The following is a 20,757-nucleotide window of genomic DNA, read 5'->3' on the forward strand; positions in this document are numbered from 1 at the left end:
GCACAGCAAGGCTAATGACGTTAGGTTATGGCTAACAACGTTAGCCAAGGAGGAATTCATGACCGAGCACCTCGCCGTCGAGGGCGGCACGCTCGCCTACGACGTGGACGGCACCGGGCCCCTGGTGGTCCTCGCGCCCGGGATGGGCGACAGCCGCGACGCCTACCGTTTCGTCGCGCCGCAGCTCGTCGCCGCCGGGTACCGGGTCGCCACCGTCGACCTCCGCGGCGCCGGGGAGTCGAGCACCGGCTGGGCTTCGTACACCCGCACCGACACCGCCGGCGACCTGCTCGCCCTCGTCCGCCACCTCGGCGGGCCGGCAGTCCTCGTCGGTCACTCGTTCTCGGGAGGCGCGGTGACGATCGCGGCGGCCCAGGCGCCGGACCTGGTCCGCGGGATGGTCGAGCTCGCCCCCTTCACCCGCAAGCAGACCGTGACGCTGCGCGGGCTGCGTGCGAAGCGCTACCGCAAGGGGATGACGCGGCTGCTGATGACCGCGCTGCTCGGCAGCGTGTCCTGGTGGCACCAGTACCTCGACGTCGCCTACCCCGGCACCAAGCCGGCCGACTGGGAGGAGCAGCTGCGCCGCAACGCCGCGATGCTGGAGGAGCCCGGACGGATGAAGGCCCTGCAGCGCATGGGGAGCTCGGCGCCGACCGACGCCGGGGACCAGCTGGAGCACGTGCGCTGCCCGGCGCTCGTCGTCATGGGCTCGCTGGACCCCGACTGGCCGGACCCGCGCGCGGAGGGCGAGGCGGTGGTGGCCGCGATGTCGCCAGGCACCGGTCGGCTCGCGGTGCTCGAGGGGGCCGGGCACTACCCGCACACCCAGCTCCCCGACGAGACGGTGGCGCTGCTGCTGCCGTTCCTCGAGGCGCACGCCCGTGGCTAGGGCCGGGCTCGCCCCCGCGGCCGTGGTCGCGGCGGCCGCCGACCTCGCCGACGAGGTGGGGCTGTCGAACGTCACGATGGGGCTCCTCGCCGGCCGGCTAGGGGTCCGCGCGCCCTCGCTCTACAAGCACGTCGAGAGCCAGGCCGACCTCCACCGGAGGATCGCGGTGCTCGCCCTGACCGAGCTGGGCGACGCGCTCCGCGACGGCCTGCAGGGGCGTGCCGGCAAGGACGCGCTCGCCGCCGCCGCGTGGACGATGCGCGGCTACGTCGTCGGGCACCCGGGGCGGTACGCCGCGACCGTCCGGCTCGACACCGAGGAGCCGGACGACCCGCTCGCCGCCGCAGGAGCACGCGTGCTCGACTCGCTCGGGGCGGTGCTCGCGGGCTACGACGTCGAGGAGCGCGACGCGATCCACGCAATGCGGATGCTGCGCAGCCTGATGCACGGATTCGCGGTGCTCGAGGCGGCCGGCGGCTTCCAGATGGAGGCCGACGTCGACGAGAGCTTCACGTGGATCGTGGACTTCCTCGACCGCGGGCTGCGGGACGGAACCCGCGGGCGTCCGGCGGTGTAGAACGGGCACACCGAGAGGACGGAGCAGCGGCCATCGCGGACGACGCCACCCTGGTGGCTCGCGTGCGGTCGGGCGACCTCGACGCGTACGCCGAGCTGGTGGACCGGCATGCCCCCGTGGCGCTGCGGACGGCCGTCCTGCTCGGAGCGGGCGCCGATGCGGAGGACGTGGTGCAGGAGGCGCTGGTGAAGGCGTACCGGTCGCTGGGCCGCTACCGGGACGGCGCGCCGTTCCGCCCGTGGCTGCTGCGGATCGTGGCCAACGAGGCGAGGAACCACCACCGCTCCGCCGTACGACGCGGGGCGCGGGAGCAGGGCGTCCCCCTGCCGCCGGAGCTCCTCGACCCGGGCGAGCAGGTGGCCGACCGGCAGCGCAAGGAGCAGCTGCTCGCCGCGGTCGGACGGCTGCCGGAGCGGCTGCGCGCGGTGGTGGTCTGCCGCTACCTGCTCGAGCTGGACGAGGCCGAGACCGCGACGGCCCTCGGCGTGCCGAGGGGGACGGTCAAGTCGCGGCTCAACCGTGGGCTGAGCCGGCTCCGGGAGCAGCTGCCGACGACCGAGTGGGAGGCCGACCGTGTCTGACCACCTCGAGAGCGCGCTGCGCGAGCTGGCCCGCGACGTGCGCACCCCGGCGGCCCCGCCCGGGCTCACGGATGCCGTGCTCGACCGCATCGAGGAGGGCCGGAGCGGACACCCGGCCGCCCGGCTCCGCTGGGCCCTCGCTGCGGTCGTCGGCCTGCTGCTGGCCGGCCTCGCGCTCTCGCCCGTCGGCGCCAAGGTTGCCGAGTGGCTCGACTTCGGCGGCGTGATGGTGCGGGACGACGAGCCCGGCACCCACGGCACCCCGACCGTGCCGAGCGAGCCACCCGCCGCGACGCCGACGAGCGCCACCTTACGGCCGCTGGTCCCGTCGCTCCTGGGCGAGCCCGACGGCACGAGCGTCGGCGCCGACGGCGGGGTGGTCTCGATGAGCTGGGGCTCCGAGAAGGGGACGATCCGCATCGACCAGTTCGACGCCACGCTGGACCCGGTGTTCTGGAAGACCGCTCCGGACGCGGTGCACGTGCAGGTGCGGGGCGACGACGCGCTCTGGTTCCCGACGCCGCACGAGGTGGTGGTGACCCCGGAGGGCGGCGATCCGCAGACCCACCCGCCCCGGCTCGCCGCCCGCACGCTCGTCGTGCAGACCGCCGGGCTGACCGTGCGGATCGAGGGCGACGTCACGCGCGCCCGGGCGGTGCGGATCGCCGCGTCCCTGGAGTGACGGAACCCCTGACGCCCCGGCGGTGTAGAGGGGACATGCGCAGACTCCTCAGCCTCGTCCTCGTCGTCCTGGGTGGCGTGCTCGTGTGCACGCCGGCGAGCGCCGGCGGACCCACGAGCGTCCTGGTCACCGATCCCGGCACGGGGCGCGCCTCGGCTTTGCACTACTCGGATCCCGACTACACCCGGCTCGATGCCCTGCTCTCGCAGGGCGATCGGCTGGGGAGCCGGCCCGCCACGCTGTCCGAGACCTCCGTCAACGTGACCTGGATGGCGCACGACGCGCACCCCTGGAAGGTCCAGCAGGTGTACGTGGACGCCGAGGGAGGACCGGTCGTCGCGACCCACGGCACCGAGGTCACCGGTGACGCGGGGCAGGTCAGCTGGAGCCGGGTCGCGGCTGCGGACGACCTGCAGGCGGTGCTCGCCCGGGTCCTCGACGCCGGGTCCGACGCCGGGTCCGACGCCGGGCCCGACGCCGGATCCGGGGACGGGTCCGGGGACGTCGCCGCGCCGGAGCCCGTCGTCGTCGAGCGCGACGTGCCGGTCCGCGAGACGGCGTGGTTCAGCCTCGCCGGCTGGCGCTGGGCGCTGCCCGGGCTCGTCGTGGGCGCCGGCGCGGTCCTGCTCCTCGGCCGCCGCCGGGACCCGGAGGCTCGCCAGGTGCTGGTCGACCGGACGCCGGACGTCACCCCACCCGCGCCGGTGCACCGAACCACCGTGTGAGCGCGGCCTCCAGCCCCACCTGGTCGTCGCCGAGCCAGGCCACGTAGCCGTCCGGCCGCAGCAGCACCGCCGGCACGTCGAGCTCGTCGCTGTGGTCGACCGGGGCGTCGACCACGTGGTCCACCCGGTCCGCCCAGCCGCCCACGGTGAGCCCTCCGGTCTGGTCGAGCAGCAGCCCGCGCCCCTCGTGCGTCAGCTCGTAGAGCCGGCCGCGCTGCAACCGGACGTCGCGGAGCCGGCGGCCGAGGAGCGGCGGCCCCTCACCCAGGTCGTAGCGGACCCCGATCGCGGTCACCCTCTCCACGATGCGGCGGTTCACGTCGTCGACGTCCATCAGCTCGGCGAGCAGCCGGCGGACCGCCGACGGGCCGGGATCCGACGAGCGGAGCGCTGACTGCACGCGGGTCAGGTCCAGGACCTCCGCGGCGACCGGTCGCCGCTCGGCCTCGTAGGTGTCGAGGAGGTCGGGCGGCGCGGTGCCCCCGACCGCTGCGGCCAGCTTCCAGCCGAGGTTGAAAGCGTCCTGCATCCCGAGGTTGAGCCCCTGGCCGCCCAGCGGCGCGTGGACGTGCGCGGCGTCGCCAGCAAGGAAAGCCCGGCCGTCCCGGTAGTGCTCGGCCAGCCGGGTGGCGTCGCCGAAGCGCGACACCGACCGCGGCGAGTGCACGCCGAGGTCGGTCCCGGCGACCTCGCGCAGCCGGTCCGTGAACTCCTCGAACGTCGGTGCGGCACGGCGGTCCTCGGCCACCGACGCCGTGCGTACGACGAAGCGGTGGACGCCCGGCTCGTAGGGGTGCGGGCCGAATTGCAGGAGCTCCGACGGTGTCCCGGCACGCACGGCGTCCACGTCCTCCGGGGAGGCGCCCAGCTCCGCCTCGGCGAGGAGCCACTCGGTCGTCGCCGGCTCGCCCGGGAAGTCGATCCCCAGCAGCCGCCGTACTGTGCTCCGGCCTCCGTCGCACCCCACGACGTACGCCGCCTCCAGCCGCGAGCCGTCCGCGAGCCCGACCTCGACCCGGTCGTCGTGGCGACGTAGCCCGACCACCGTGGTGCCGCGTCGCAGCTCGGTGCCGAGCTCGGTCGCCCGCTCGAGGAGGAGCCGGTCGATGACCGGCTGGGGCAGTCCCAGGATGTAGCCGTGCGCGGTGTCGAGCCCCTCGGGCAGGGGCTTCGCGATGCCGGCGAAGTAGCCGGCGAGCGGGTGCTTCTGCCCGCGCTCCAGGAATCGGTCGAGCAGCCCGCGCTGGTCCAGCAGCTCGATGCTGCGCACGTGCAGCCCCAGCGCCCGCACCAGCCGGGTCGGCGTCTCGTCCCGCTCGAGCACCAGCACGTGGACCCCGTGGAGCCGGAGCTCGGCAGCCAGCACCAGCCCGGTGGGGCCGGCGCCGACGATGATCACGTCGAACATGGACCGTCCGTCCGTCGAAGGATTCTTGTCAGGACGGCGAATTCTCCGGCCTGACCCGGGGCTTGCCGCAAGACCCCGCTGCCGCTATACGTTGGTAGTGGCGAGACCGGCTGTGACCGCCGTACGCATGAGCGGGGCGCAGGAACGCGCCGACCGCCCCCTCCTCGTCCTCGGGCCCTCGTCGGGCACCTCCGCCACCACCTTGTGGGGCCGCTGCGCAGGGCTCCTGGCCGGCGCGTTCGACGTGCTCGCGTGGGACCTCCCGGGCCACGGCTACAACCGGGCGGTACCTGACGAGGGATACACGATGGCCGAGCTCGCGGGAGCGGTCCTCAGCGTGGTCGACGACGTCCAGGCGCAGCGCGGGGACGGTGGCGGGACCTTCCACTACGCCGGCGACTCCGTCGGCGGCGCCGTGGGGCTGCAGCTGCTGCTCGACGTGCCGGGTCGCGTCGAGGCGGCCGTGCTCCTCTGCACCGGCGCACGGCTCGGCACCGCCGAGTCGTGGCGCGAGCGGATGGAGCTGGTCGCGCGCACGGGCACGGCCGGGCTGGTGGAGTCATCGGCGCAGCGCTGGTTCGCCCCGGGGTTCCTCGAGCGGGACCCGGAAACCTGCACCGCGCTGCTCCAGGCGCTGCAGGCGGCGGACGACCGCGGCTACGCGCAGGTCTGCCAGGCGCTCGCGTCGTTCGACGTCCGCGACCGGTTGGGCGAGATCGGCGCGCCCGTGCTGGCCGTGGCCGGCGCCGACGACCCCGTGACGCCGCCCGAGCTCCTGCGCGCCCTGGCGGACGGCGTACGACGCGGCCGGCTCGTGGTCCTCGACGGCACTGGGCACCTGCCTCCTGCCGAGACCCCGGCGGAGGTGGCCGGGCTGCTCCGGGAGCACCTCCTCGGGGAGCCGACCGCCGGCCGACCCGTGGAGGGCAACGCCCTTCCGGGGCTGGACGCGTTCCTCGCCGACCACGCCCGCGGCGCCACCTCGGCGCGACCGGGGCTGGACCCGCGCAGCCGATCGCTGGTGTCGCTTGCCGCCCTCGCCACCGGCGGCCAGCGGGACGAGCTGGTGGCGGGGGTCCGCGAGGCCCTCCGTCACGGGGTGACCGCGGAGGAGGTGGTGGAGCTGCTCCGCGAGGTGGCCGTGCACTCCGGCGTCCCGGCGGCGAACGCGGCGTACCACGCGGTCCGGCCGGTGCTCGACGAGGCCGGCGGCTGAGCGTCCCGGACCGGTCACGAATCGAGAAGCGTCACCCTCGCGCCGGCGCCTAGCGTCGATCCCGACCGGGCGGCACCCCGCCGACCCAGGAGAGGAGCAAGCCATGGCCAGCACACGAGTCCCCGACGGGTTCACCGCCGAGGAGCGGGCGGCGATGAAGGAGCGCGCGGCCGAGCTGCGCGCGGAGGGCAAGAAGGGCGCGAAGAAGGCCGACCTGCTGAAGGCGGTTCTCGACCGCATCGCCTCGATGGACCCGGCAGACCGCGAGCTGGCGGAGCGGGTGCACGTCGTGGTGACGCGCACGGCGCCGGAGCTCACGCCGAAGACCTGGTACGGGATGCCGGCCTACGCCGACGCCGCCGGCAAGCCCGTCGTGTACTTCCAGGACGCAGGGAAGTTCGGGGCGCGCTACGCCACGATCGGCTTCCAGGACAACGCGAACCTCGACGACGGCGACATGTGGGCGGTCTCCTACGCGGTGGTCAGGTGGACCCCGGCGGTGGAGGAGAAGGTGACCCGGCTCGTGAAGGCCGCGGTCTCCTGACCATGTGCACCCCTGCGATGCGACGGGCGCTCCTCGAGGCGATGGGTGAGCCGGAGCCCCAAGAGCCCGTCGTCGTGCTCTGGCGGACGGATCCGGCTCCGTGGTGTGCTGACCCGGATGAGCGCCCGGACGCCGACGAGCACCCCGACGAGCAGCCCGCCCCGGTCAGCGCGTGACCTCGCCCGCTGGCGCCTGCGCGGCCAGCAGCTGGTCACCCCGCACGCGGACTCGTCGGGCGGGGTCGTCCGCCACCTGCTGGCGGTGCAGGCGGAGAACGCCGGCCAGGCGGCGTGGGCCGTGGCCTGCCGCAGCCGCCGGCCGGACGCCGCGAACCTCGCGGGGCTGCTCGACCGCGGCACCGTCATCCGGACCCACGTCCTCCGCCCCACCTGGCACTTCGTCGCCACCGACGACGTGGCGTGGCTGATCGAGGTCACCGCGCCCCGGGTGCGCCCCGTGGTCTTCCGGCAGCTCGGCGAGGTGCACGGGCTCGGTGCCGACGACGTCGACCGGGCGACGCAGCTCGTGCTCGACGTCCTGGGCGGCGAGCCGGACCGGACCCGTGAGGAGCTGGCGCAGCACCTCGCGGAGGCCGGCATGGAGCTCGCCGGCCAGCCGCTGATGCACCTGCTCGGCGTCCTCGAGCTCGACCGGCTGGTGTGCAGCGGCAGCCCGCGGGAAGGCGTCCACACCTACGCCCGCTTCGAGGACCGGGTCCCGGCCGCGCCGCCGGTCGACCGCGACGAGGCGCTGGCCAGGCTGGCGCTGCGGTACTTCACCAGCCACGGCCCGGCCACCGAGCGCGACCTGGCCTACTGGGCGACGCTCACTCTCGGGGACGTCCGGCGCGGGCTCGCGCAGGTGCAGCACCGGCTCGACTCGTTCGAGCTCGACGACCGGACCTACTGGCACGCCCAGGGCGCTCAGCCGCCCGCCGGGGAGCAGCAGCCCGCCGGCCACCTGCTGCAGATCCTCGACGAGCTCTACCGGGGGTACCAGGAGAGCCGGATGGTGCTCGACGCCGACGGGCTCGTGCCGACGGGGCGGGAGTCAGCGATCGGGATGGCACTCGTCGACGGGCAGATGGTGGGGTCGATGAAGCGGACCGTCGGCCGGAGGGTGCGGTTCGACGTGGTGCCGTACCGCGGCTCGCTCTCCGCCGTGGAGCAGGACGCCCTCCAGGCGGCGGCCGCCCGGTACGGCGCGTTCCTGGGGCTGGAGCACGAGCTCGTCGTCCGGAGCTGACGCGGGGTCGGGTGACCTGGGTCAGGTCACCGGCACCCGCGCGGGGACACCCTCGGCCGGGACCAGCCGGGCCGTCCCGTGGCGGAGGCCTCGCGGCACGGTGAACCGCCAGGCGACCCTGCCGTCCGCGTCGGCGTCGACGGTCCCGAGCTGCCACGTGCGACCGCCCTGGCGGAGCACCAGGGCGACGTCGGCCGTCGGCTCGGGTGGCGGCTCGTCGTACTCGCAGGAGGAGCAGCCTAACGACTCCGTGCACCCCATGCTGTCCTGGCACCCGTCGAGGAACCCCCGGCCCTCGACGACGACCTCCGCTCCGGGCCGGAGCACGAGCCCGTCGGTCTCGAGGTCAGGCGCCGAGCAGGAGGCGCTCGCGGACGGCTGGGGGAACGGTGCCAGCGCCGCCCCGAGCAGGGCGGCGAGCAGCCAGGCCGTCCTCGGCACCCGTGTGGTCACGCAGGTGCGACGCACCGGCCGCCCCACTGGTTCCTTTTCGCGTGCAACCCGTTTCACCCCCGCTGATCCGGGGGAAGGGTGTTGACGGATTTCAGTAAACACGCGTTCACTGAAAGTCAAGCCGCGGGAGGGCGGCAACGGGGAGCAGACACGTCAGGGGTACGAATGGCTCAGGGCACGGCCGAGAAGGAACAGAAGGACCAGCGGACTCCGTGGGAGCGCGTGCGGGCGCTCGGCTCGCAGCTCACCACGCCGCTCCACCCCGACGACTACCTCTCGCTCGTCAACCCGCTCTGGAGCTCGCGGGAGCTCCGCGGCCGCGTGGAGAAGGTGGTCAAGGAGACCGAGGACGCCGCGACGCTGGTGATCCGCCCGGGGTGGGGCTGGCGCTACAAGCACCACCCGGGGCAGTACGTCGGCATCGGCGTGCAGGTCGACGGCAAGTTCCAGTGGCGCTCGTACTCCATCAGCTCCCCGCCCAAGCGCAACGGGCGGCACATCGCGATCACCGTGCGCGCGATGCCCGAAGGGCTGCTCTCGTCGCACCTCGTCAACGGGCTGACGCCCGGGACGATCGTGCGGCTGGCGCTCCCCGAGGGCGATTTCGTGATGCCCGACCCGCCGCCGGAGAAGGTGCTCTTCCTCGTCGCGGGGAGCGGGATCACGCCGATCATGGCGATGCTCCGCACGCTCGACCGGCGCGGCACGATGCCCGATGTCGTCATGCACTACTCGTCGCCGACCGCCGAGCGGATGATCTTCCGCGACGAGCTCGACCAGCTCGCCGGGAAGCACGACGGGCTGACCCTCCACAAGCTGCACACCGACAGCGAGGGGATGCTCGACCTCGCCGACCTCGACCAGCTCTGCCCGGACTGGCGGGAGCGGGAGGTCTGGGCCTGCGGCCCCGGCCCGATGCTGGACGCGATCGACGAGCACTGGAAGGAGGCCGGTCTCGAGGAGCAGCTGCACCTCGAACGGTTCTCGCTCCAGCTCGGCAGCAACGGCGGCGAGGGCGGGACGATCACCTTCCGCAACTCCGGCAAGACGATCGACGTCGACGGCGCGACCACGGTCCTCGAGGCCGGGGAGCAGGCCGGCGTCGGGATGCCCTACGGCTGCCGGATGGGGATCTGCCACACCTGCACGCTCACGCTCGTCAGCGGCGCGGTGAAGGACCTCCGCAACGGCGACGAGTTCAACCAGCCCAACGAGCAGGTGCAGACCTGCGTCACCGCCGCGTTGGGCGACTGCACGCTCGACATCTGACCGACCGACCGCACACGACCGCACGACAGGGGAGACCGCATGGCCATCGCGGACGTCAAGGAGTACTGCCACCTCACCGAGGACGAGGTGGAGCAGATCGGTCGGGAGCTCGACGCGCTCCGGACCGAGATCGAGGAGTCCCGGGGCGCTGCCGACGCGGCGTACATCAACCGGGTCATCAGGATCCAGCGCGGGCTGGCGTTCGCCGGCCGGGTGACGCTGCTCTTCAGCAACAAGAAGCCCGCGTGGGCGGCCGGAACGGCGATGCTCGGGATCGCGAAGATCCTGGAGAACATCGAGATCGGCCACAACGTGATGCACGGCCAGTGGGACTGGATGAACGACCCGGAGATCCACTCCAGCAACTGGGAGTGGGACACGATCCAGCCGGCCGAGCAGTGGAAGCACTCGCACAACTACATCCACCACCAGTTCACCAACGTCCTCGGCTACGACAACGACATCGGCTACGGCATCCTCCGGATGGCCCGCGAGCAGAAGTGGAACCCCTACTACTTCGGGCAGCCGGTCTACAACGCGATGCTCGCGACGCTGTTCGAGTGGGGGGTCGGGCTGCACGACCTGGACATCGAACGGATCCGGAAGGGCAAGAAGGACCCCAAGGAGCTCAAGCGCCAGCTCAAGCAGCTCGCTCGCAAGGCCGGGCGGCAGGCGACGAAGGACTACCTCGTCTACCCGGCGCTCAGCGGCCCGAACTGGAAGACGACGCTCACCGCGGACCTGACCTCCAACATCATCCGCAACCTGTGGGCCTACGTGATCATCTTCTGCGGCCACTTCCCCGACGGTGCGATGCACTTCACCGAGGAGGAGCTCGAGGACGAGACCCGCTCGGAGTGGTACCTCCGGCAGATCCTCGGCGCCGCCAACTTCACCGGCTCGCCGCTGATGCACATCATGGCCGGCAACCTGAGCTTCCAGATCGAGCACCACCTCTACCCGGACCTGCCGAGCAACCGGTACGCGCAGATCTCCGAGCGGGTGCAGGAGCTGTGCCGGAAGTACGACATCCCCTACACCACGGGCCCGCTGCACAAGCAGTACGGTCAGGCGCTGCGGACGATCATGAAGCTGTCACTGCCGAATTCTTGGACCAAGGACAAGAATCCGACGCAGCCGCAGCGGCGTGACACCGCGAACCGCTACGAGCAGGAGCACAAGCGCCGTTCCGACGCGGAGCGCCCGCCCCGCCGCACCGAGCTGGGTGGCTGGTCCCGCGGCGGCAAGCAGAGGATGCACGACTGAGCATGGATCCTTCGCCGAAGCCCTTCGAGAAGCTCCCGGCCGACGCGGAGCTCGGCCTGCCGGTGCCGTTCGGGTGCGGCACCGGTGAGCCGGGAACCCCGCCGTCCGCGCGGGAGCTCGACAAGCGCCGGGTGACCCAGTGCGCGCTCAGCCGTGTCTGCGGCGTGTGCGGGGCCGGGCTCGGCCGGCCGATCGCGTTCCTCGGCAGCCGCACCGAGGTGGACCGCAACGCCTTCCACTTCCCGCCGTCGCACGTCGAGTGCGCCGAGCGGCTGCTCTCGGTGTACGCCGTCGTCGACCTGCCGGTGCTCGGCCAGCCGACCCCCGTGGACGAGTGGGTGCTCGCCACGACCGCCGGCTTCGAGTTCGTCCGCCCCGGCAAGGAGGACGACGACCGGCGCCCGACGTTCCAGCCCAACTCGCTCCTCGACACCCGGACGTTCTCCCCGACCGCGTGAGGTGTTGAGCCGCCCCTCGTGGCGCGCGGGTGTGGTGTTGAGCCGCCCTTCGTGGCGGGCGGGCGTGGTGTTGAGCCGCCCTTCGTGGCGGGCGGGCGGGGCGGATCGGCGCTCAGACGGTCAACGCGGTTGTCGGTTGCCTGCGCGGGCGGCTAGCGTGCCCGGATGTCCGACCTGCCGCTGGTTCGTCTGCTGTCCCTCGCGGTCACCGAGGGGCTCACCAAGCTCCACGACGAGCTGACCAGCAGGGGGCACCCGGGGTTCCGGCCCGCGCACGGGTACGCCCTGCTCGCGATCCTCGACGGTCATGACACGGCGTCGGCCGTCGCGCCCCGCCTCGGCATCACGAAGCAGGGCGCGGCCAAGCTGCTCCAGTGGCTGCTCGACGAGAGGTACGTTGCTCACCTCGACCGGTCGACCGGCGATGCCCGCCGTCGGCCGCTGGCGGTGACCCCACGTGGGCGGGAGGTCGTGCGACTTTCCGCCGAGGTGCAGGCGCAGCTGGAGGAGCAGTGGGCCGCCCTCGTCGGCCCTCGGCGCATGGGCACCTCACGGAAGGTGCTCGAGGAGGTCGTCGCAGCCTCGTCGGTCGACGGGGTGACCAGACCAGGGTGGTGAACTTGATGGACAACCGAGTTGTCCGATGCTGAGATAGGCAACCTCGTTGTCTATCAGGAGGCGTCATGTCATCTATCCGGTCGTTGGACGAGCTCGACATCGTTGCCACGCCGGCGGCCACGATGCGGACGTACGCCGGCTCGACGACCCGGCCGTCCGCCGACGTCGCCGTGTGGCGCAGCGAGCTGCCCGTGGGTACGCCGGGCCCGGTGCACGTCGTGGACCGCGACCACGTCGTCGTGGTGCTCGACGGAGCGCTGCACGTCGAGATGGACGGTGAGACGACCGTCGTACCCAAGGGCGGAGCCGTCGTCCTCGTGGCCGGCGCCACCCGACAGCTCGCGGCGGAGGGTGACGGGCCGGCCGTGACGCTCACCGCGGCACGCCCCGGCAGCCAGGCCATGATCGGCGGCGGCGACCCCGTCGAGGTCCCCTGGGCCCGCTGACCGCGCCACGAAGGGCGGCTCGACGCAGATCCGCACGCCACGAAGGGCGGCTCGACGCAGATCCGCACGCCACGAAGGGCGGTTCAACCCAACTCCGCGCGCCACGAGGGGCGGCTCAACACCACCCACCCGCGCCACGAGGGGCGGTTCGACACCTCAGGACTCGGGGGCCTCCTTCTCCGGGTCCCGCGTGCTGAAGGCGGGCCCACCACCGGCGCCCCACTGCCAGCTGCGGACCTCGGGGAGGTCCTCGCCGTGGGTGCGGACGTACTGCCGGTGCTCGATGAGCTTGTTCTTCAGCGCCTCCCGCGCGTGGCCGGCGACCGGGCCGAGCGAGGGCACGCGGTCGATGGCGTCCATCGCGAGGTCGTACCGGTCGACCTGGTTCACCACGGTCATGTCGAAGGGCGTGGTCGTCGTGCCCTCCTCCTTGTAGCCGCGGACGTGGACGTTCTCGTGGTTGGTGCGCCGGTAGGTCAGCCGGTGGATCAGCCAGGGGTATCCGTGGTAGGCGAAGATCACCGGCTTGTCGGTGGTGAACAGCGAGTCGAAGTCGGCGTCGCGGAGTCCGTGCGGGTGCTCCTCGTGGTGCTGCAGCCGCATCAGGTCGACCACGTTGACGAACCGGATCCGCAGCGACGGGAAGAAGCCCCGCAGGATCTCGGTCGCGGCCAGCGCCTCCATCGTGGGCACGTCGCCGGCGCACGCCATCACCAGGTCGGGCTCGCCGTCCTCGTCGTTGCTGGCCCAGTCCCAGATGCCGATGCCCTTGGTGCAGTGGACGACCGCCTCGTCCATCGTGAGGTACTGCAGCGCCGGCTGCTTCCCGGCGACCACCACGTTGACGTACTGCTTGCTGCGCAGGCAGTGGTCGACCGTGGAGAGCAGCGTGTTCGCGTCCGGCGGCAGGTAGACCCGGACGACCTCGGCCTTCTTGTTCATCACGTGGTCGATGAACCCCGGGTCCTGGTGGGAGAACCCGTTGTGGTCCTGGCGCCAGACGTGCGAGGTCAGCAGGTAGTTCAGCGACGCGATCGGCCGCCGCCACGGGATGTCGTCGGTGGTCTTCAGCCACTTCGCGTGCTGGTTGAACATCGAGTCGACCACGTGGATGAACGCCTCGTAGCAGGAGAACAGGCCGTGCCGACCGGTGAGGAGGTACCCCTCGAGCCACCCCTCGCACATGTGCTCCGACAGGATCTCCATGATCCGGCCGTCCGGGGAGAGGTGGTCGTCGTCGCCGACGATGCGGGCGTTCCAGGTCCGGTCCGTCACCTGCATCACGTCCTGGAGCCGGTTCGAGCTGTTCTCGTCCGGGGCGAAGAGCCGGAAGGTCTCCATGTTGCGCGCCATCACGTCGCGCAGGAAGGTGCCGAGCACGCGGGTGGCCTCGACCGCGCCGGTCCCAGGTTCACGGACCTCGACGCCGTACGAGCGGAAGTCGGGGAGCCGGAGGTCCTTCAGCAGCAGCCCGCCGTTCGCGTGCGGCGAGGCGCTCATCCGCCGGTCGCCGGCCGGGTGCAGCGAGCGGATGTCCTCGGCGGGCGCGCCGGACTCGTCGAACAGCTCGTCAGGGCCGTAGCTGCGCATCCACTCCTCGAGCACCTTCCGGTGACCCTCGTCGCCACGGGCGTCAGCGAACGGCACCTGGTGGGAGCGCCAGTTGCCCTCGACGGGCTTGCCGTCGACCGACTCCGGCCCGGTCCACCCCTTCGGGGAGCGGAGGACGATCATCGGCCAGGGGCGCCGCTCGACGGGTCTCGACCCTGCTCGACCACCCGTCGACCGCGCCTCCCGCTGGATGTCCCGGATCTCGTCGAGGCACCGGTCGAGGGTGGCGGCGAACGCCTGGTGCATCGTCTGGGGGTCGGAGCCCTCCACGACGTACGGTGTGTGGCCGTAGCCCCTCATCAGCGCGATGAGCTCGTCGTCGGGGATCCGGGCGAGCACCGTGGGGTTGGCGATCTTGTAGCCGTTGAGGTGCAGGATCGGCAGCACGGCCCCGTCGCGGCGCGGGTCGACGAACTTGTTGGAGTGCCAGCTCGTCGCCAACGGCCCCGTCTCGGCCTCACCGTCCCCGACCACCGCGGCGACGACGAGCTCGGGGTTGTCGAAGGCCGCACCGTAGGCGTGCGACAGCGCGTAACCGAGCTCGCCGCCCTCGTGGATCGACCCGGGCGTCTCCGGGGCGACGTGCGAGGGGATGCCGCCGGGGAACGAGAACTGCGTGAAGAGCCGCTTCAGCCCCTCCTCGTCCTGCCCGATCTCGGGGTAGACCTCTGAATACGTCCCCTCGAGGTACGCCGACGCCACCAGCCCGGGCCCGCCGTGACCCGGCCCGATGATGTACATCATGTCGAGGTCGCGCTGGCTGATCGCCCGGTTGAGGTGGGCGTAGACGAAGTTCAGCCCCGGCGTGGTGCCCCAGTGCCCGAGCAGCCGCGGCTTCACGTCCTCAGGGCGCAACGGCCGCCGCAGCAGCGGGTTGTCCATCAGGTAAATCTGTCCAACTGACAAATAGTTGGCCGCCCGCCACCAGCGGTCGATCCGCTTGAGGGTAGCGCGGTCGAGCGGCTTGCCGCTCACGGTGCTCCGGGTCTTCGTCGCACGGGCCACGGTGTCGCCTTCCGGTCGGGAGATCAGGGGTCAACGGGGTCCCAGCACGAGTCCATCCTGGGGCAGCGTGGGCATCCTCGCCAGGGTCACGTCGTGAGCGGCCGGAGGCACGGTCCTGTCCACGTGGGCCAGCACGCGCACGGTCTCGGCGAGCAGCGAGACGGTCAGCGGCTCGCCCGGGCAACGGTGGCCGGTCGGGAGCCCGCCGCCCTGCGGGACGAAGTCGTACGGTCCGGGGTCGCCGTCGAGGAAGCGCGAGGGACGGAAGGCAGCCGGGTCCTGCCAGTACGGCGCCCACTGGTCGGTGCCCCACACGTCGAGCACGACCCGGTCGCCCTTGCGGAGCTCGACGCCCTGGTGCCGGGTCGGCCGCCGGACCTTCCCCGCGAGCACCGGCACGAAGGGCGCGCACCGCCGGACCTCGTGCGCGAAGGCCACGTGGTCGCGTGTCGTCGCGTCCGTGCGGAGCCGGTCGCGCCACTCCGGCGCCTCGTCGAGGTACAGCCCCGCGAAGGCGCCGAGCCAGGCCACGGCGACGGTCGGCCGGAGCACGTTGAGCAGCTCCACGGCGGCGACGGTGGCGGGCAGGTCGGTCGCCGCCCACACCGCGAGCGCCGAGCCCGACGGCGGGGTGCGGGTGCCGTCGCGGGTCTCCTCGACGAGCCGCCGCGCCCAGCGGTCGCAGCGGGCCCGAGCCACCCACCCCCGGGAGTACGCGCGGGGTGCACCCCCGAACCCGTCGACGATCAGGGCCAGCTCCCGGCTGATCCGCCTCGCCTCGGAAGGTGCCACCGCGGCGCCGCCCCACTCCAGGACGGTGCGGCCGTAGACCTCCACCAGCTCGTCGTACAGCCTGACGGGGCGGTCGCCCCAGGCTCCGGCGCGGCGCGCGAGCCGCTCCCCGGCCGATCGGACCAGTGGCTCGAACCGTCCGGACGCGAGCAGGTCGAGGAAGACCGCCTTGCGGACCTTGTGGTCGGTGTCGTCGAGCCCGTGCACCGCTCCCCGGCCGAAGAGGAGTCCGCGGAGCGGGAACGGGATCGCGCCCTTCCGGCGGATCGTCGTCTCGTCGTAGAACAGCCGCACGCCGTCGTGGCCGCGCAGGATCACCGCGCGCCGGCCGGTGAGCCGCGAGACGTAGCTGTCGCCCGTCGACTCGGCCACCCCGCGGGCGGCGCGGTCCGCCGCGACCGCGTGGTAGCCGTGCCGCAGCAGCCGCGCCAGGAGGTCCGTCACGGCGTGAGGACGACCTTGAGGCACTCGTCCTGCTTCTTCTGGAAGACCGAGTACATCTCCGGCGCCTGGTCGAGCCCGACCCGGTGGGTGGCCAGGCTCTCGAGGCCGAGCACGTCGTCAGGACGGTTGGCGATCTCGAACAGCTCGTCGGTCCACCGCTTGACGTGGCACTGGCCCATCCGCAGCGTCAGCCCCTTGTCGAACAGCGACATCATCGGCATCGGGTCCGCCATCCCGCCGTACACCCCGCTGATCGAGACCGTGCCGCCGCGGCGCGCACAGTCGAACGACGAGTACAGCGCGGCGAGCCGGTCGATGCCGACGTTCTCGATCGCCGGCCGGGCCAGCGCCTTCGGCAGGTGGCTGGCGAGCCCGATGAGCTTCTCCGCGATCGGGTTGCCGTGCGCCTCCATGCCGACCGCCTCGAGGACGCCGTCGGCGCCACGGCCGCCGGTCAGGTCGCGGACCGCGTCGCCGACCTCCTTGACCTCGCGGGCGTCGACGACCTCGGCGCCTGCCTCCCGGGCCTTGGCGAGCCGCTCGGGCACCAGGTCGATGCCGATCACCTTGTCGATGCCCAGGTGCTTCGCCGACCGTACGGCGAGCTGGCCGACGGGTCCGAGCCCGACCACGACGAGCGAGTCCCCCTCGCCCACGTCGGCGAACTTAACCCCCTGCCACGCCGTCGGCAGGATGTCGGAGAGGTAGAGCCACCGCTCGTCCGGGTGGTCGGTGGGCAGCTTCACCGGGCCGAAGTCCGCGTGCGGGACGCGGACCTTCTCGGCCTGGCCGCCCGGTACCGCGCCGTACAGGCTGGTGTAGCCGAAGAGGCTGGCGCCCTTGCCCTGGTCGGTGTTCTGCGTGGTCTCGCACTGCGCGAAGTAGCCTTTCGAACACATCCAGCAGTGGCCGCAGGAGATGTTGAACGGCACCACGACCCGGTCGCCGGGCTGCAGGTTCGTGACGCCGCTGCCGACCTCCTCGACGATGCCCATGAACTCGTGGCCGAGCACGTCGCCGGGGGTCAGGTAGGGCGCGAGCACCTTGTAGAGGTGCAGGTCGGAGCCGCAGATCGCGGTCGACGTCACGCGCACGACCGCGTCGGTGGGCTCCTCGATCCGGGGGTCGGGGACCTCCTCGATCCGGACGTCCTCGATCCCCTGCCAGGTCAGTGCGCGCATGGCTCCCTCTCGTCGTCGTCTCGCTGCTGTCGGACTACCCGCCCCCGTGGGTGCGAAACGACGCGACGGGGTTTGCGCGCTCGGCGTGACGGCTACGTCACCACCATGAGCACTCCGGAGCAGCCGCGCACCCACCCGCAGGACCCCGCCGAGGGCGCCGACACCGACGACGACCGCACCGGCCAGTCGCGCGAGGACCAGCCGCAGGTCCACCCACAGGACCCGGCCGAGGGTCAGGACGACCCCGGCGCCGTCGAGGAGTGAGCCCGTCCGGGCGGTTGACGAGCAACGCCACGGGTAGGGCTTGAACGTTTCCAGATCATCGATTCCTTGGGAGAACCATGAGCAAGCCCGGCGACGGCCTCATCCCCGGCGTACCCGCACCCGAGCCGCCCTCCCTGGAGGAGCCGACGCAGCCGCGTGGCCCGCTCCCGCCGAAGCCCGACCAGGGGCAGCCGAAGCCGTCCAGCCCGACGGGCGCGGACGTCGGCGCGCCGCCGACGGCCGCCGCCCAGCAGGGTGAGCACCTCACCACCGCGACCGGCGTCCGGGTCCGCAACACCGACCACTCGCTCAAGGCGGGCCGGCGTGGCCCGACGCTGCTGCAGGACCACCACCTGCGCGAGAAGATCATGCACTTCGACCACGAGCGGATCCCCGAGCGCGTGGTCCACGCCCGCGGCGCCGGCGCGCACGGCGTCTTCGAGGCCTACGGCTCCGCGGAGAACGTCTGCAAGGCCGCAGTGTTCAAGAAGGGCGAGAAGACCCCTGTCTTCGTGCGGTTCTCCACCGTGCTCGGGTCGCGGGGCTCCGCCGACACCGTCCGCGACACCCGCGGGTTCGCGACGAAGTTCTACACCCGTGAGGGCAACTGGGACCTGGTCGCCAACAACATCCCGGTCTTCTTCATCCAGGACGGCATCAAGTTCCCCGACATCATCCACGCCGGGAAGCCGCACCCCGACCGGGAGATCCCGCAGGCGCAGAGCGCGCACGACACCTTCTACGACTTCGTGTCGCTGCACACCGAGGCGACCCACCACGTCATGTGGAACAACTCCGACCGGGGGATCCCGCGCTCCTACCGGATGATGGAGGGGTTCGGCGTCCACACCTTCCGGATGGTCAACGACAAGGACGAGACGGTCCTCGTGAAGTTCCACTGGAAGCCGAAGCTGGGCACCCACGCGCTGGTGTGGGAGGAGGCGCAGCTCGCCGCCGGTGTCGACCCGGACTTCCACCGCCGTGACCTGTACGACTCGATCGAGGCCGGCGCCTACCCGCAGTGGGAGCTCGGCATCCAGGTCATGCCCGACACCGAGGACGAGATGTTCGCCGGGATCGACCTGCTCGACTCGACGAAGATCGTCCCCGAGGAGCTCGCGGAGGTGCAGCCGGTCGGGCTGCTGACCCTCAACCGGAACCCCACGAACTTCTTCGCCGAGGTGGAGCAGATCGCCTTCCACACCGGCCACCTGGTGCCCGGCATCGACGCCACCAACGACCCGCTGCTGCAGGCCCGGAACTTCTCCTACCTCGACACGCAGCTCACCCGGCTGGCGGGGCCGAACTTCAACCAGATCCCGATCAACCGGCCGCACGCCGGGGTCAACGACATGTTCCGCGACGGCTTCCACCAGCACGCCGTGCACGGTGGCGTGGCGCCGTACCAGCCGAACTCGCTGGACGGCGGGAACCCCTTCCCGACCGAGGAGCGCTCGTTCGTCGACATCCCCGTGAAGGTCGCCGAGGGGCCGAAGGTGCGCGACAAGCACGTGAGCTTCGACGACCACTTCAGCCAGCCGCGGCTGTTCTGGAAGAGCATGACGCCGATCGAGAAGACGCACATCATCGAGGCGTTCACCTTCGAGCTCGGCAAGTGCTACGAGCAGGCGATCAAGGAGCGCGAGCTGCTGGTGCTGGCGCAGGTCGACCCCGAGCTCTGCGCGGGCGTCGCCGCCGGGCTGGGGCTCCCGTGCCCGCCGTCGCCGGAGCTGCCGGACGTCGAGCCGAGCGAGGCGCTCTCGATGGTCACCACCGAGGCCAAGCCGGACGGGCGGATCATCGGCATCGTGGTCGACGTCGACGACCCGTCGACGCTGAAGGGGCTCGACAAGGTCCGGGCGACGATCCTCGGCGCCGGCGGCGTCCCGTACGTCGTCGCGAAGCACGGCGGCGAGCTGCCCCACGGCCTGATGGCCCAGCGGACCTTCGCCACCGTCCGGTCGATCGAGCTCGACGCCGTCCTCGTCGCCGGTGCGCCGCAGCCTCCGGCCTCGACCGGTGGTGGTCCGGACGCGAACCCGATCCCGACGGCGCTCGACGGCCGGGTGGCCGTGCTGCTCCAGGAGGCGTTCCGCCACGGCAAGGCGATCGGCTGCTGGGGTGACGGGGCGACCGCCCTCGAGGCCGCCGGCATCGCGACCTCGGCGCCGGGCATCGCCAAGGGCAGCGGGCCGGCCGCCACGCTGACCGAGGTGATGACGCTGATGAAGAGCCACCGGGTCTGGGAGCGGTTCGTCCCCGCCTCCTCCTGACCCACCCGCCGAGGGGGGGGGGGGGGGGGGGGCCCCCCCCCCCCCCCGCCCCCCCACCCCCCCCCGCCCCCCCCCCCCCCCCCCCCTCGACGCTCTCCGGCCGTGAAGATGCGACGACTCGGCCGCAGAGGGCGCGTCGTGCGGATCACACCGGCTCGCCTTGGGCCGGTTTGGTGCACCGTGCAACCATGCACTCTATGGCCGAAAGTGCAACGGAGCGGGCGTCGCGTGGTGCCTCGACGGCGCGCACGATCACGCTCGCGGCGCAGCGGCTGGCCGACGAGCGCGGCTACGACGGGTTCACCATGGACGAGCTCGCCGAGGCCGCGGGGGTGTCTCGCCGTACCCTCTTCAACCACGTCGCCGGCAAGCTCGACGCCGTCCTCGGCCCTCCGCTCGAGCTCCCGGCCAGCGCGCTCGAGGAGTTCCGCGCCGGTGGTCCGCACGGCGACCTGGTCGCCGACCTGACGGCGCTCGCCGACGCGATCCTCGACTCCCACGAGCTCGAGCGCGAAGAGCTCGCGCGGGCCCGCCGGCTGCTCAACGACAACCCGAAGCTGCTCGCCGCGACCCACCAGCGGTTCCACGCGCTGAGCGAGCGGCTCGTCGCCGAGGTCGCGCACCGCGAGGGTGCGTCGTACGGCGACCACCGCGCCCGCGTCGCGATCGGGCTGCTCGCCTGCCTCTTCGACGTCTCGCTGACCGCCTTCGTCCAGGACGGCGGCCGCCGCGACCTGGCCCACCACTTCGACCAGAGCATCCGGTTCGCCCGCGAGCTCTTCGCCTGACCCTTCACCTGTAGGAGAA

General features: G+C 72.4%; 21 protein-coding genes. 16 read left to right on the forward strand and 5 right to left on the reverse strand.

Annotated features, from left to right (window positions below):
- Positions 1 to 58: 58 nt before the first annotated feature.
- From FIP57_RS11515 to FIP57_RS23215, 5 genes are all read left to right on the forward strand, one after another.
- Entirely contained in the window at positions 59 to 892 is an 834-nt protein-coding gene (locus FIP57_RS11515; RefSeq protein WP_148573631.1) for an alpha/beta fold hydrolase, read from the forward strand.
- Complete coding sequence (locus tag FIP57_RS11520; RefSeq protein ID WP_203231185.1) at positions 885 to 1,469, forward strand: TetR/AcrR family transcriptional regulator; 585 nt, start codon at positions 885 to 887, stop codon at positions 1,467 to 1,469. Before FIP57_RS11515 ends, FIP57_RS11520 begins: the two co-directional genes overlap by 8 nt.
- Positions 1,470 to 1,531: 62 nt before the next feature.
- Complete coding sequence (locus tag FIP57_RS11525; RefSeq protein WP_238993411.1) at positions 1,532 to 2,050, forward strand: RNA polymerase sigma factor; 519 nt, start codon at positions 1,532 to 1,534, stop codon at positions 2,048 to 2,050.
- Entirely contained in the window at positions 2,043 to 2,732 is a 690-nt protein-coding gene (locus tag FIP57_RS11530; RefSeq protein ID WP_148573632.1) for a hypothetical protein, read from the forward strand. The genes FIP57_RS11525 and FIP57_RS11530 overlap by 8 nt, the downstream gene beginning before the upstream one ends.
- Before the next feature lie 35 nt (positions 2,733 to 2,767).
- Positions 2,768 to 3,457 carry a hypothetical protein gene (locus tag FIP57_RS23215; RefSeq protein WP_162529778.1) on the forward strand — a complete coding sequence of 230 codons (690 nt, stop codon included), beginning with the start codon at positions 2,768 to 2,770 and terminating at the stop codon, positions 3,455 to 3,457.
- Here FIP57_RS23215 and FIP57_RS11540 read toward each other — a convergent pair.
- The gene (locus FIP57_RS11540) at positions 3,420 to 4,865 is read right to left on the reverse strand and encodes an FAD-dependent monooxygenase (protein WP_148573633.1); all 1,446 of its coding nucleotides are present in this window, start codon (positions 4,863 to 4,865) and stop codon (positions 3,420 to 3,422) included. The two genes, FIP57_RS23215 and FIP57_RS11540, sit on opposite strands and share 38 nt — an antisense overlap.
- Positions 4,866 to 4,992: 127 nt before the next feature.
- On the opposite strand from FIP57_RS11540, the gene FIP57_RS11545 reads away from it, so the two are divergent.
- The 3 genes from FIP57_RS11545 (at position 4,993) to FIP57_RS11555 (ending at position 7,870) form a co-directional block, all read left to right on the forward strand.
- Positions 4,993 to 6,081, forward strand: a complete 1,089-nt coding sequence (locus tag FIP57_RS11545) for an alpha/beta fold hydrolase (protein ID WP_238993412.1) — start codon at positions 4,993 to 4,995, stop codon at positions 6,079 to 6,081.
- 103 nt (positions 6,082 to 6,184) lie between these two features.
- A complete protein-coding gene (locus FIP57_RS11550; RefSeq protein ID WP_148573635.1) occupies positions 6,185 to 6,625 on the forward strand; it encodes an iron chaperone in 441 nt (146 codons plus the stop codon).
- Positions 6,626 to 6,742: 117 nt separating this feature from the next.
- Positions 6,743 to 7,870 carry a winged helix DNA-binding domain-containing protein gene (locus tag FIP57_RS11555; protein WP_148573636.1) on the forward strand — a complete coding sequence of 376 codons (1,128 nt, stop codon included), beginning with the start codon at positions 6,743 to 6,745 and terminating at the stop codon, positions 7,868 to 7,870.
- A gap of 21 nt (positions 7,871 to 7,891) precedes the next feature.
- On the opposite strand, the gene FIP57_RS11560 is transcribed toward FIP57_RS11555, so the two are convergent.
- Positions 7,892 to 8,323, reverse strand: a complete 432-nt coding sequence (locus FIP57_RS11560; protein ID WP_148573637.1) for a hypothetical protein — start codon at positions 8,321 to 8,323, stop codon at positions 7,892 to 7,894.
- Between the two features lie 165 nt (positions 8,324 to 8,488).
- Here FIP57_RS11560 and FIP57_RS11565 point away from each other — a divergent pair, with 165 nt between their 5' ends.
- The 5 genes from FIP57_RS11565 (at position 8,489) to FIP57_RS11585 (ending at position 12,380) form a co-directional block, all read left to right on the forward strand.
- Positions 8,489 to 9,592: a ferredoxin reductase gene (locus FIP57_RS11565; protein ID WP_148573638.1), complete on the forward strand. Its 1,104-nt coding sequence runs from the start codon at positions 8,489 to 8,491 to the stop codon at positions 9,590 to 9,592.
- A gap of 39 nt (positions 9,593 to 9,631) precedes the next feature.
- Positions 9,632 to 10,858 carry a fatty acid desaturase family protein gene (locus tag FIP57_RS11570; protein ID WP_148573639.1) on the forward strand — a complete coding sequence of 409 codons (1,227 nt, stop codon included), beginning with the start codon at positions 9,632 to 9,634 and terminating at the stop codon, positions 10,856 to 10,858.
- 2 nt (positions 10,859 to 10,860) lie between these two features.
- A complete protein-coding gene (locus tag FIP57_RS11575) occupies positions 10,861 to 11,316 on the forward strand; it encodes a hypothetical protein (protein WP_148573640.1) in 456 nt (151 codons plus the stop codon).
- Positions 11,317 to 11,481: 165 nt separating this feature from the next.
- Positions 11,482 to 11,934, forward strand: coding sequence for a MarR family winged helix-turn-helix transcriptional regulator (locus tag FIP57_RS11580; RefSeq protein WP_148573641.1), 453 nt, complete (start codon positions 11,482 to 11,484; stop codon positions 11,932 to 11,934).
- Positions 11,935 to 11,999: 65 nt separating this feature from the next.
- Positions 12,000 to 12,380 carry a cupin domain-containing protein gene (locus tag FIP57_RS11585; RefSeq protein ID WP_148573642.1) on the forward strand — a complete coding sequence of 127 codons (381 nt, stop codon included), beginning with the start codon at positions 12,000 to 12,002 and terminating at the stop codon, positions 12,378 to 12,380.
- A gap of 156 nt (positions 12,381 to 12,536) precedes the next feature.
- On the opposite strand, the gene FIP57_RS11590 is transcribed toward FIP57_RS11585, so the two are convergent.
- From FIP57_RS11590 to FIP57_RS11600, 3 genes are read right to left on the reverse strand one after another with little or no spacing between them, the layout of a single operon-like run.
- Positions 12,537 to 14,996 (reverse strand): phosphoketolase family protein, encoded by a 2,460-nt coding sequence (locus FIP57_RS11590; protein ID WP_148573643.1) that lies wholly within the window; start codon positions 14,994 to 14,996, stop codon positions 12,537 to 12,539.
- 30 nt (positions 14,997 to 15,026) lie between these two features.
- Entirely contained in the window at positions 15,027 to 16,232 is a 1,206-nt protein-coding gene (locus FIP57_RS11595) for a cytochrome P450 (RefSeq protein ID WP_148573644.1), read from the reverse strand.
- Positions 16,229 to 17,413, reverse strand: a complete 1,185-nt coding sequence (locus FIP57_RS11600; protein WP_148573645.1) for a zinc-dependent alcohol dehydrogenase — start codon at positions 17,411 to 17,413, stop codon at positions 16,229 to 16,231. The genes FIP57_RS11595 and FIP57_RS11600 overlap by 4 nt, the downstream gene beginning before the upstream one ends.
- A 105-nt stretch (positions 17,414 to 17,518) precedes the next feature.
- Between FIP57_RS11600 and FIP57_RS23220 the strand changes: the two genes are divergently transcribed.
- The 3 genes from FIP57_RS23220 to FIP57_RS11610 all read left to right on the forward strand — a co-directional run bounded on the left by FIP57_RS23220 (position 17,519) and on the right by FIP57_RS11610 (position 20,738).
- Positions 17,519 to 17,677 (forward strand): hypothetical protein, encoded by a 159-nt coding sequence (locus FIP57_RS23220; protein WP_162529779.1) that lies wholly within the window; start codon positions 17,519 to 17,521, stop codon positions 17,675 to 17,677.
- A gap of 77 nt (positions 17,678 to 17,754) precedes the next feature.
- The gene (locus tag FIP57_RS11605) at positions 17,755 to 19,950 is read left to right on the forward strand and encodes a catalase (RefSeq protein WP_148573646.1); all 2,196 of its coding nucleotides are present in this window, start codon (positions 17,755 to 17,757) and stop codon (positions 19,948 to 19,950) included.
- A gap of 197 nt (positions 19,951 to 20,147) precedes the next feature.
- A complete protein-coding gene (locus tag FIP57_RS11610; protein ID WP_162529780.1) occupies positions 20,148 to 20,738 on the forward strand; it encodes a TetR/AcrR family transcriptional regulator in 591 nt (196 codons plus the stop codon).
- Positions 20,739 to 20,757 lie beyond the last annotated feature (19 nt).

Origin of the sequence: Nocardioides caldifontis, assembly GCF_008087345.1 — a bacterium.
GTDB lineage: Bacteria > Actinomycetota > Actinomycetes > Propionibacteriales > Nocardioidaceae > Marmoricola_A > Marmoricola_A caldifontis.

Bases quoted from the DNA above. Each gene is read 5' to 3' on its own strand.
- FIP57_RS11515 (WP_148573631.1), top strand. From the start codon at position 59: ATGACCGAGCACCTCGCCGTCGAGGGCGGCACGCTCGCCTACGACGTG.
- FIP57_RS23215 (WP_162529778.1), top strand. From the start codon at position 2,768: ATGCGCAGACTCCTCAGCCTCGTCCTCGTCGTCCTGGGTGGCGTGCTC.
- FIP57_RS11540 (WP_148573633.1), bottom strand. From the start codon at position 4,865: ATGTTCGACGTGATCATCGTCGGCGCCGGCCCCACCGGGCTGGTGCTG.
- FIP57_RS11545 (WP_238993412.1), top strand. From the start codon at position 4,993: ATGAGCGGGGCGCAGGAACGCGCCGACCGCCCCCTCCTCGTCCTCGGG.
- FIP57_RS11550 (WP_148573635.1), top strand. From the start codon at position 6,185: ATGGCCAGCACACGAGTCCCCGACGGGTTCACCGCCGAGGAGCGGGCG.
- FIP57_RS11555 (WP_148573636.1), top strand. From the start codon at position 6,743: ATGAGCGCCCGGACGCCGACGAGCACCCCGACGAGCAGCCCGCCCCGG.
- FIP57_RS11565 (WP_148573638.1), top strand. From the start codon at position 8,489: ATGGCTCAGGGCACGGCCGAGAAGGAACAGAAGGACCAGCGGACTCCG.
- FIP57_RS11570 (WP_148573639.1), top strand. From the start codon at position 9,632: ATGGCCATCGCGGACGTCAAGGAGTACTGCCACCTCACCGAGGACGAG.
- FIP57_RS11575 (WP_148573640.1), top strand. From the start codon at position 10,861: ATGGATCCTTCGCCGAAGCCCTTCGAGAAGCTCCCGGCCGACGCGGAG.
- FIP57_RS11580 (WP_148573641.1), top strand. From the start codon at position 11,482: ATGTCCGACCTGCCGCTGGTTCGTCTGCTGTCCCTCGCGGTCACCGAG.
- FIP57_RS11585 (WP_148573642.1), top strand. From the start codon at position 12,000: ATGTCATCTATCCGGTCGTTGGACGAGCTCGACATCGTTGCCACGCCG.
- FIP57_RS11600 (WP_148573645.1), bottom strand. From the start codon at position 17,413: ATGCGCGCACTGACCTGGCAGGGGATCGAGGACGTCCGGATCGAGGAG.
- FIP57_RS23220 (WP_162529779.1), top strand. From the start codon at position 17,519: ATGAGCACTCCGGAGCAGCCGCGCACCCACCCGCAGGACCCCGCCGAG.
- FIP57_RS11605 (WP_148573646.1), top strand. From the start codon at position 17,755: ATGAGCAAGCCCGGCGACGGCCTCATCCCCGGCGTACCCGCACCCGAG.
- FIP57_RS11610 (WP_162529780.1), top strand. From the start codon at position 20,148: ATGGCCGAAAGTGCAACGGAGCGGGCGTCGCGTGGTGCCTCGACGGCG.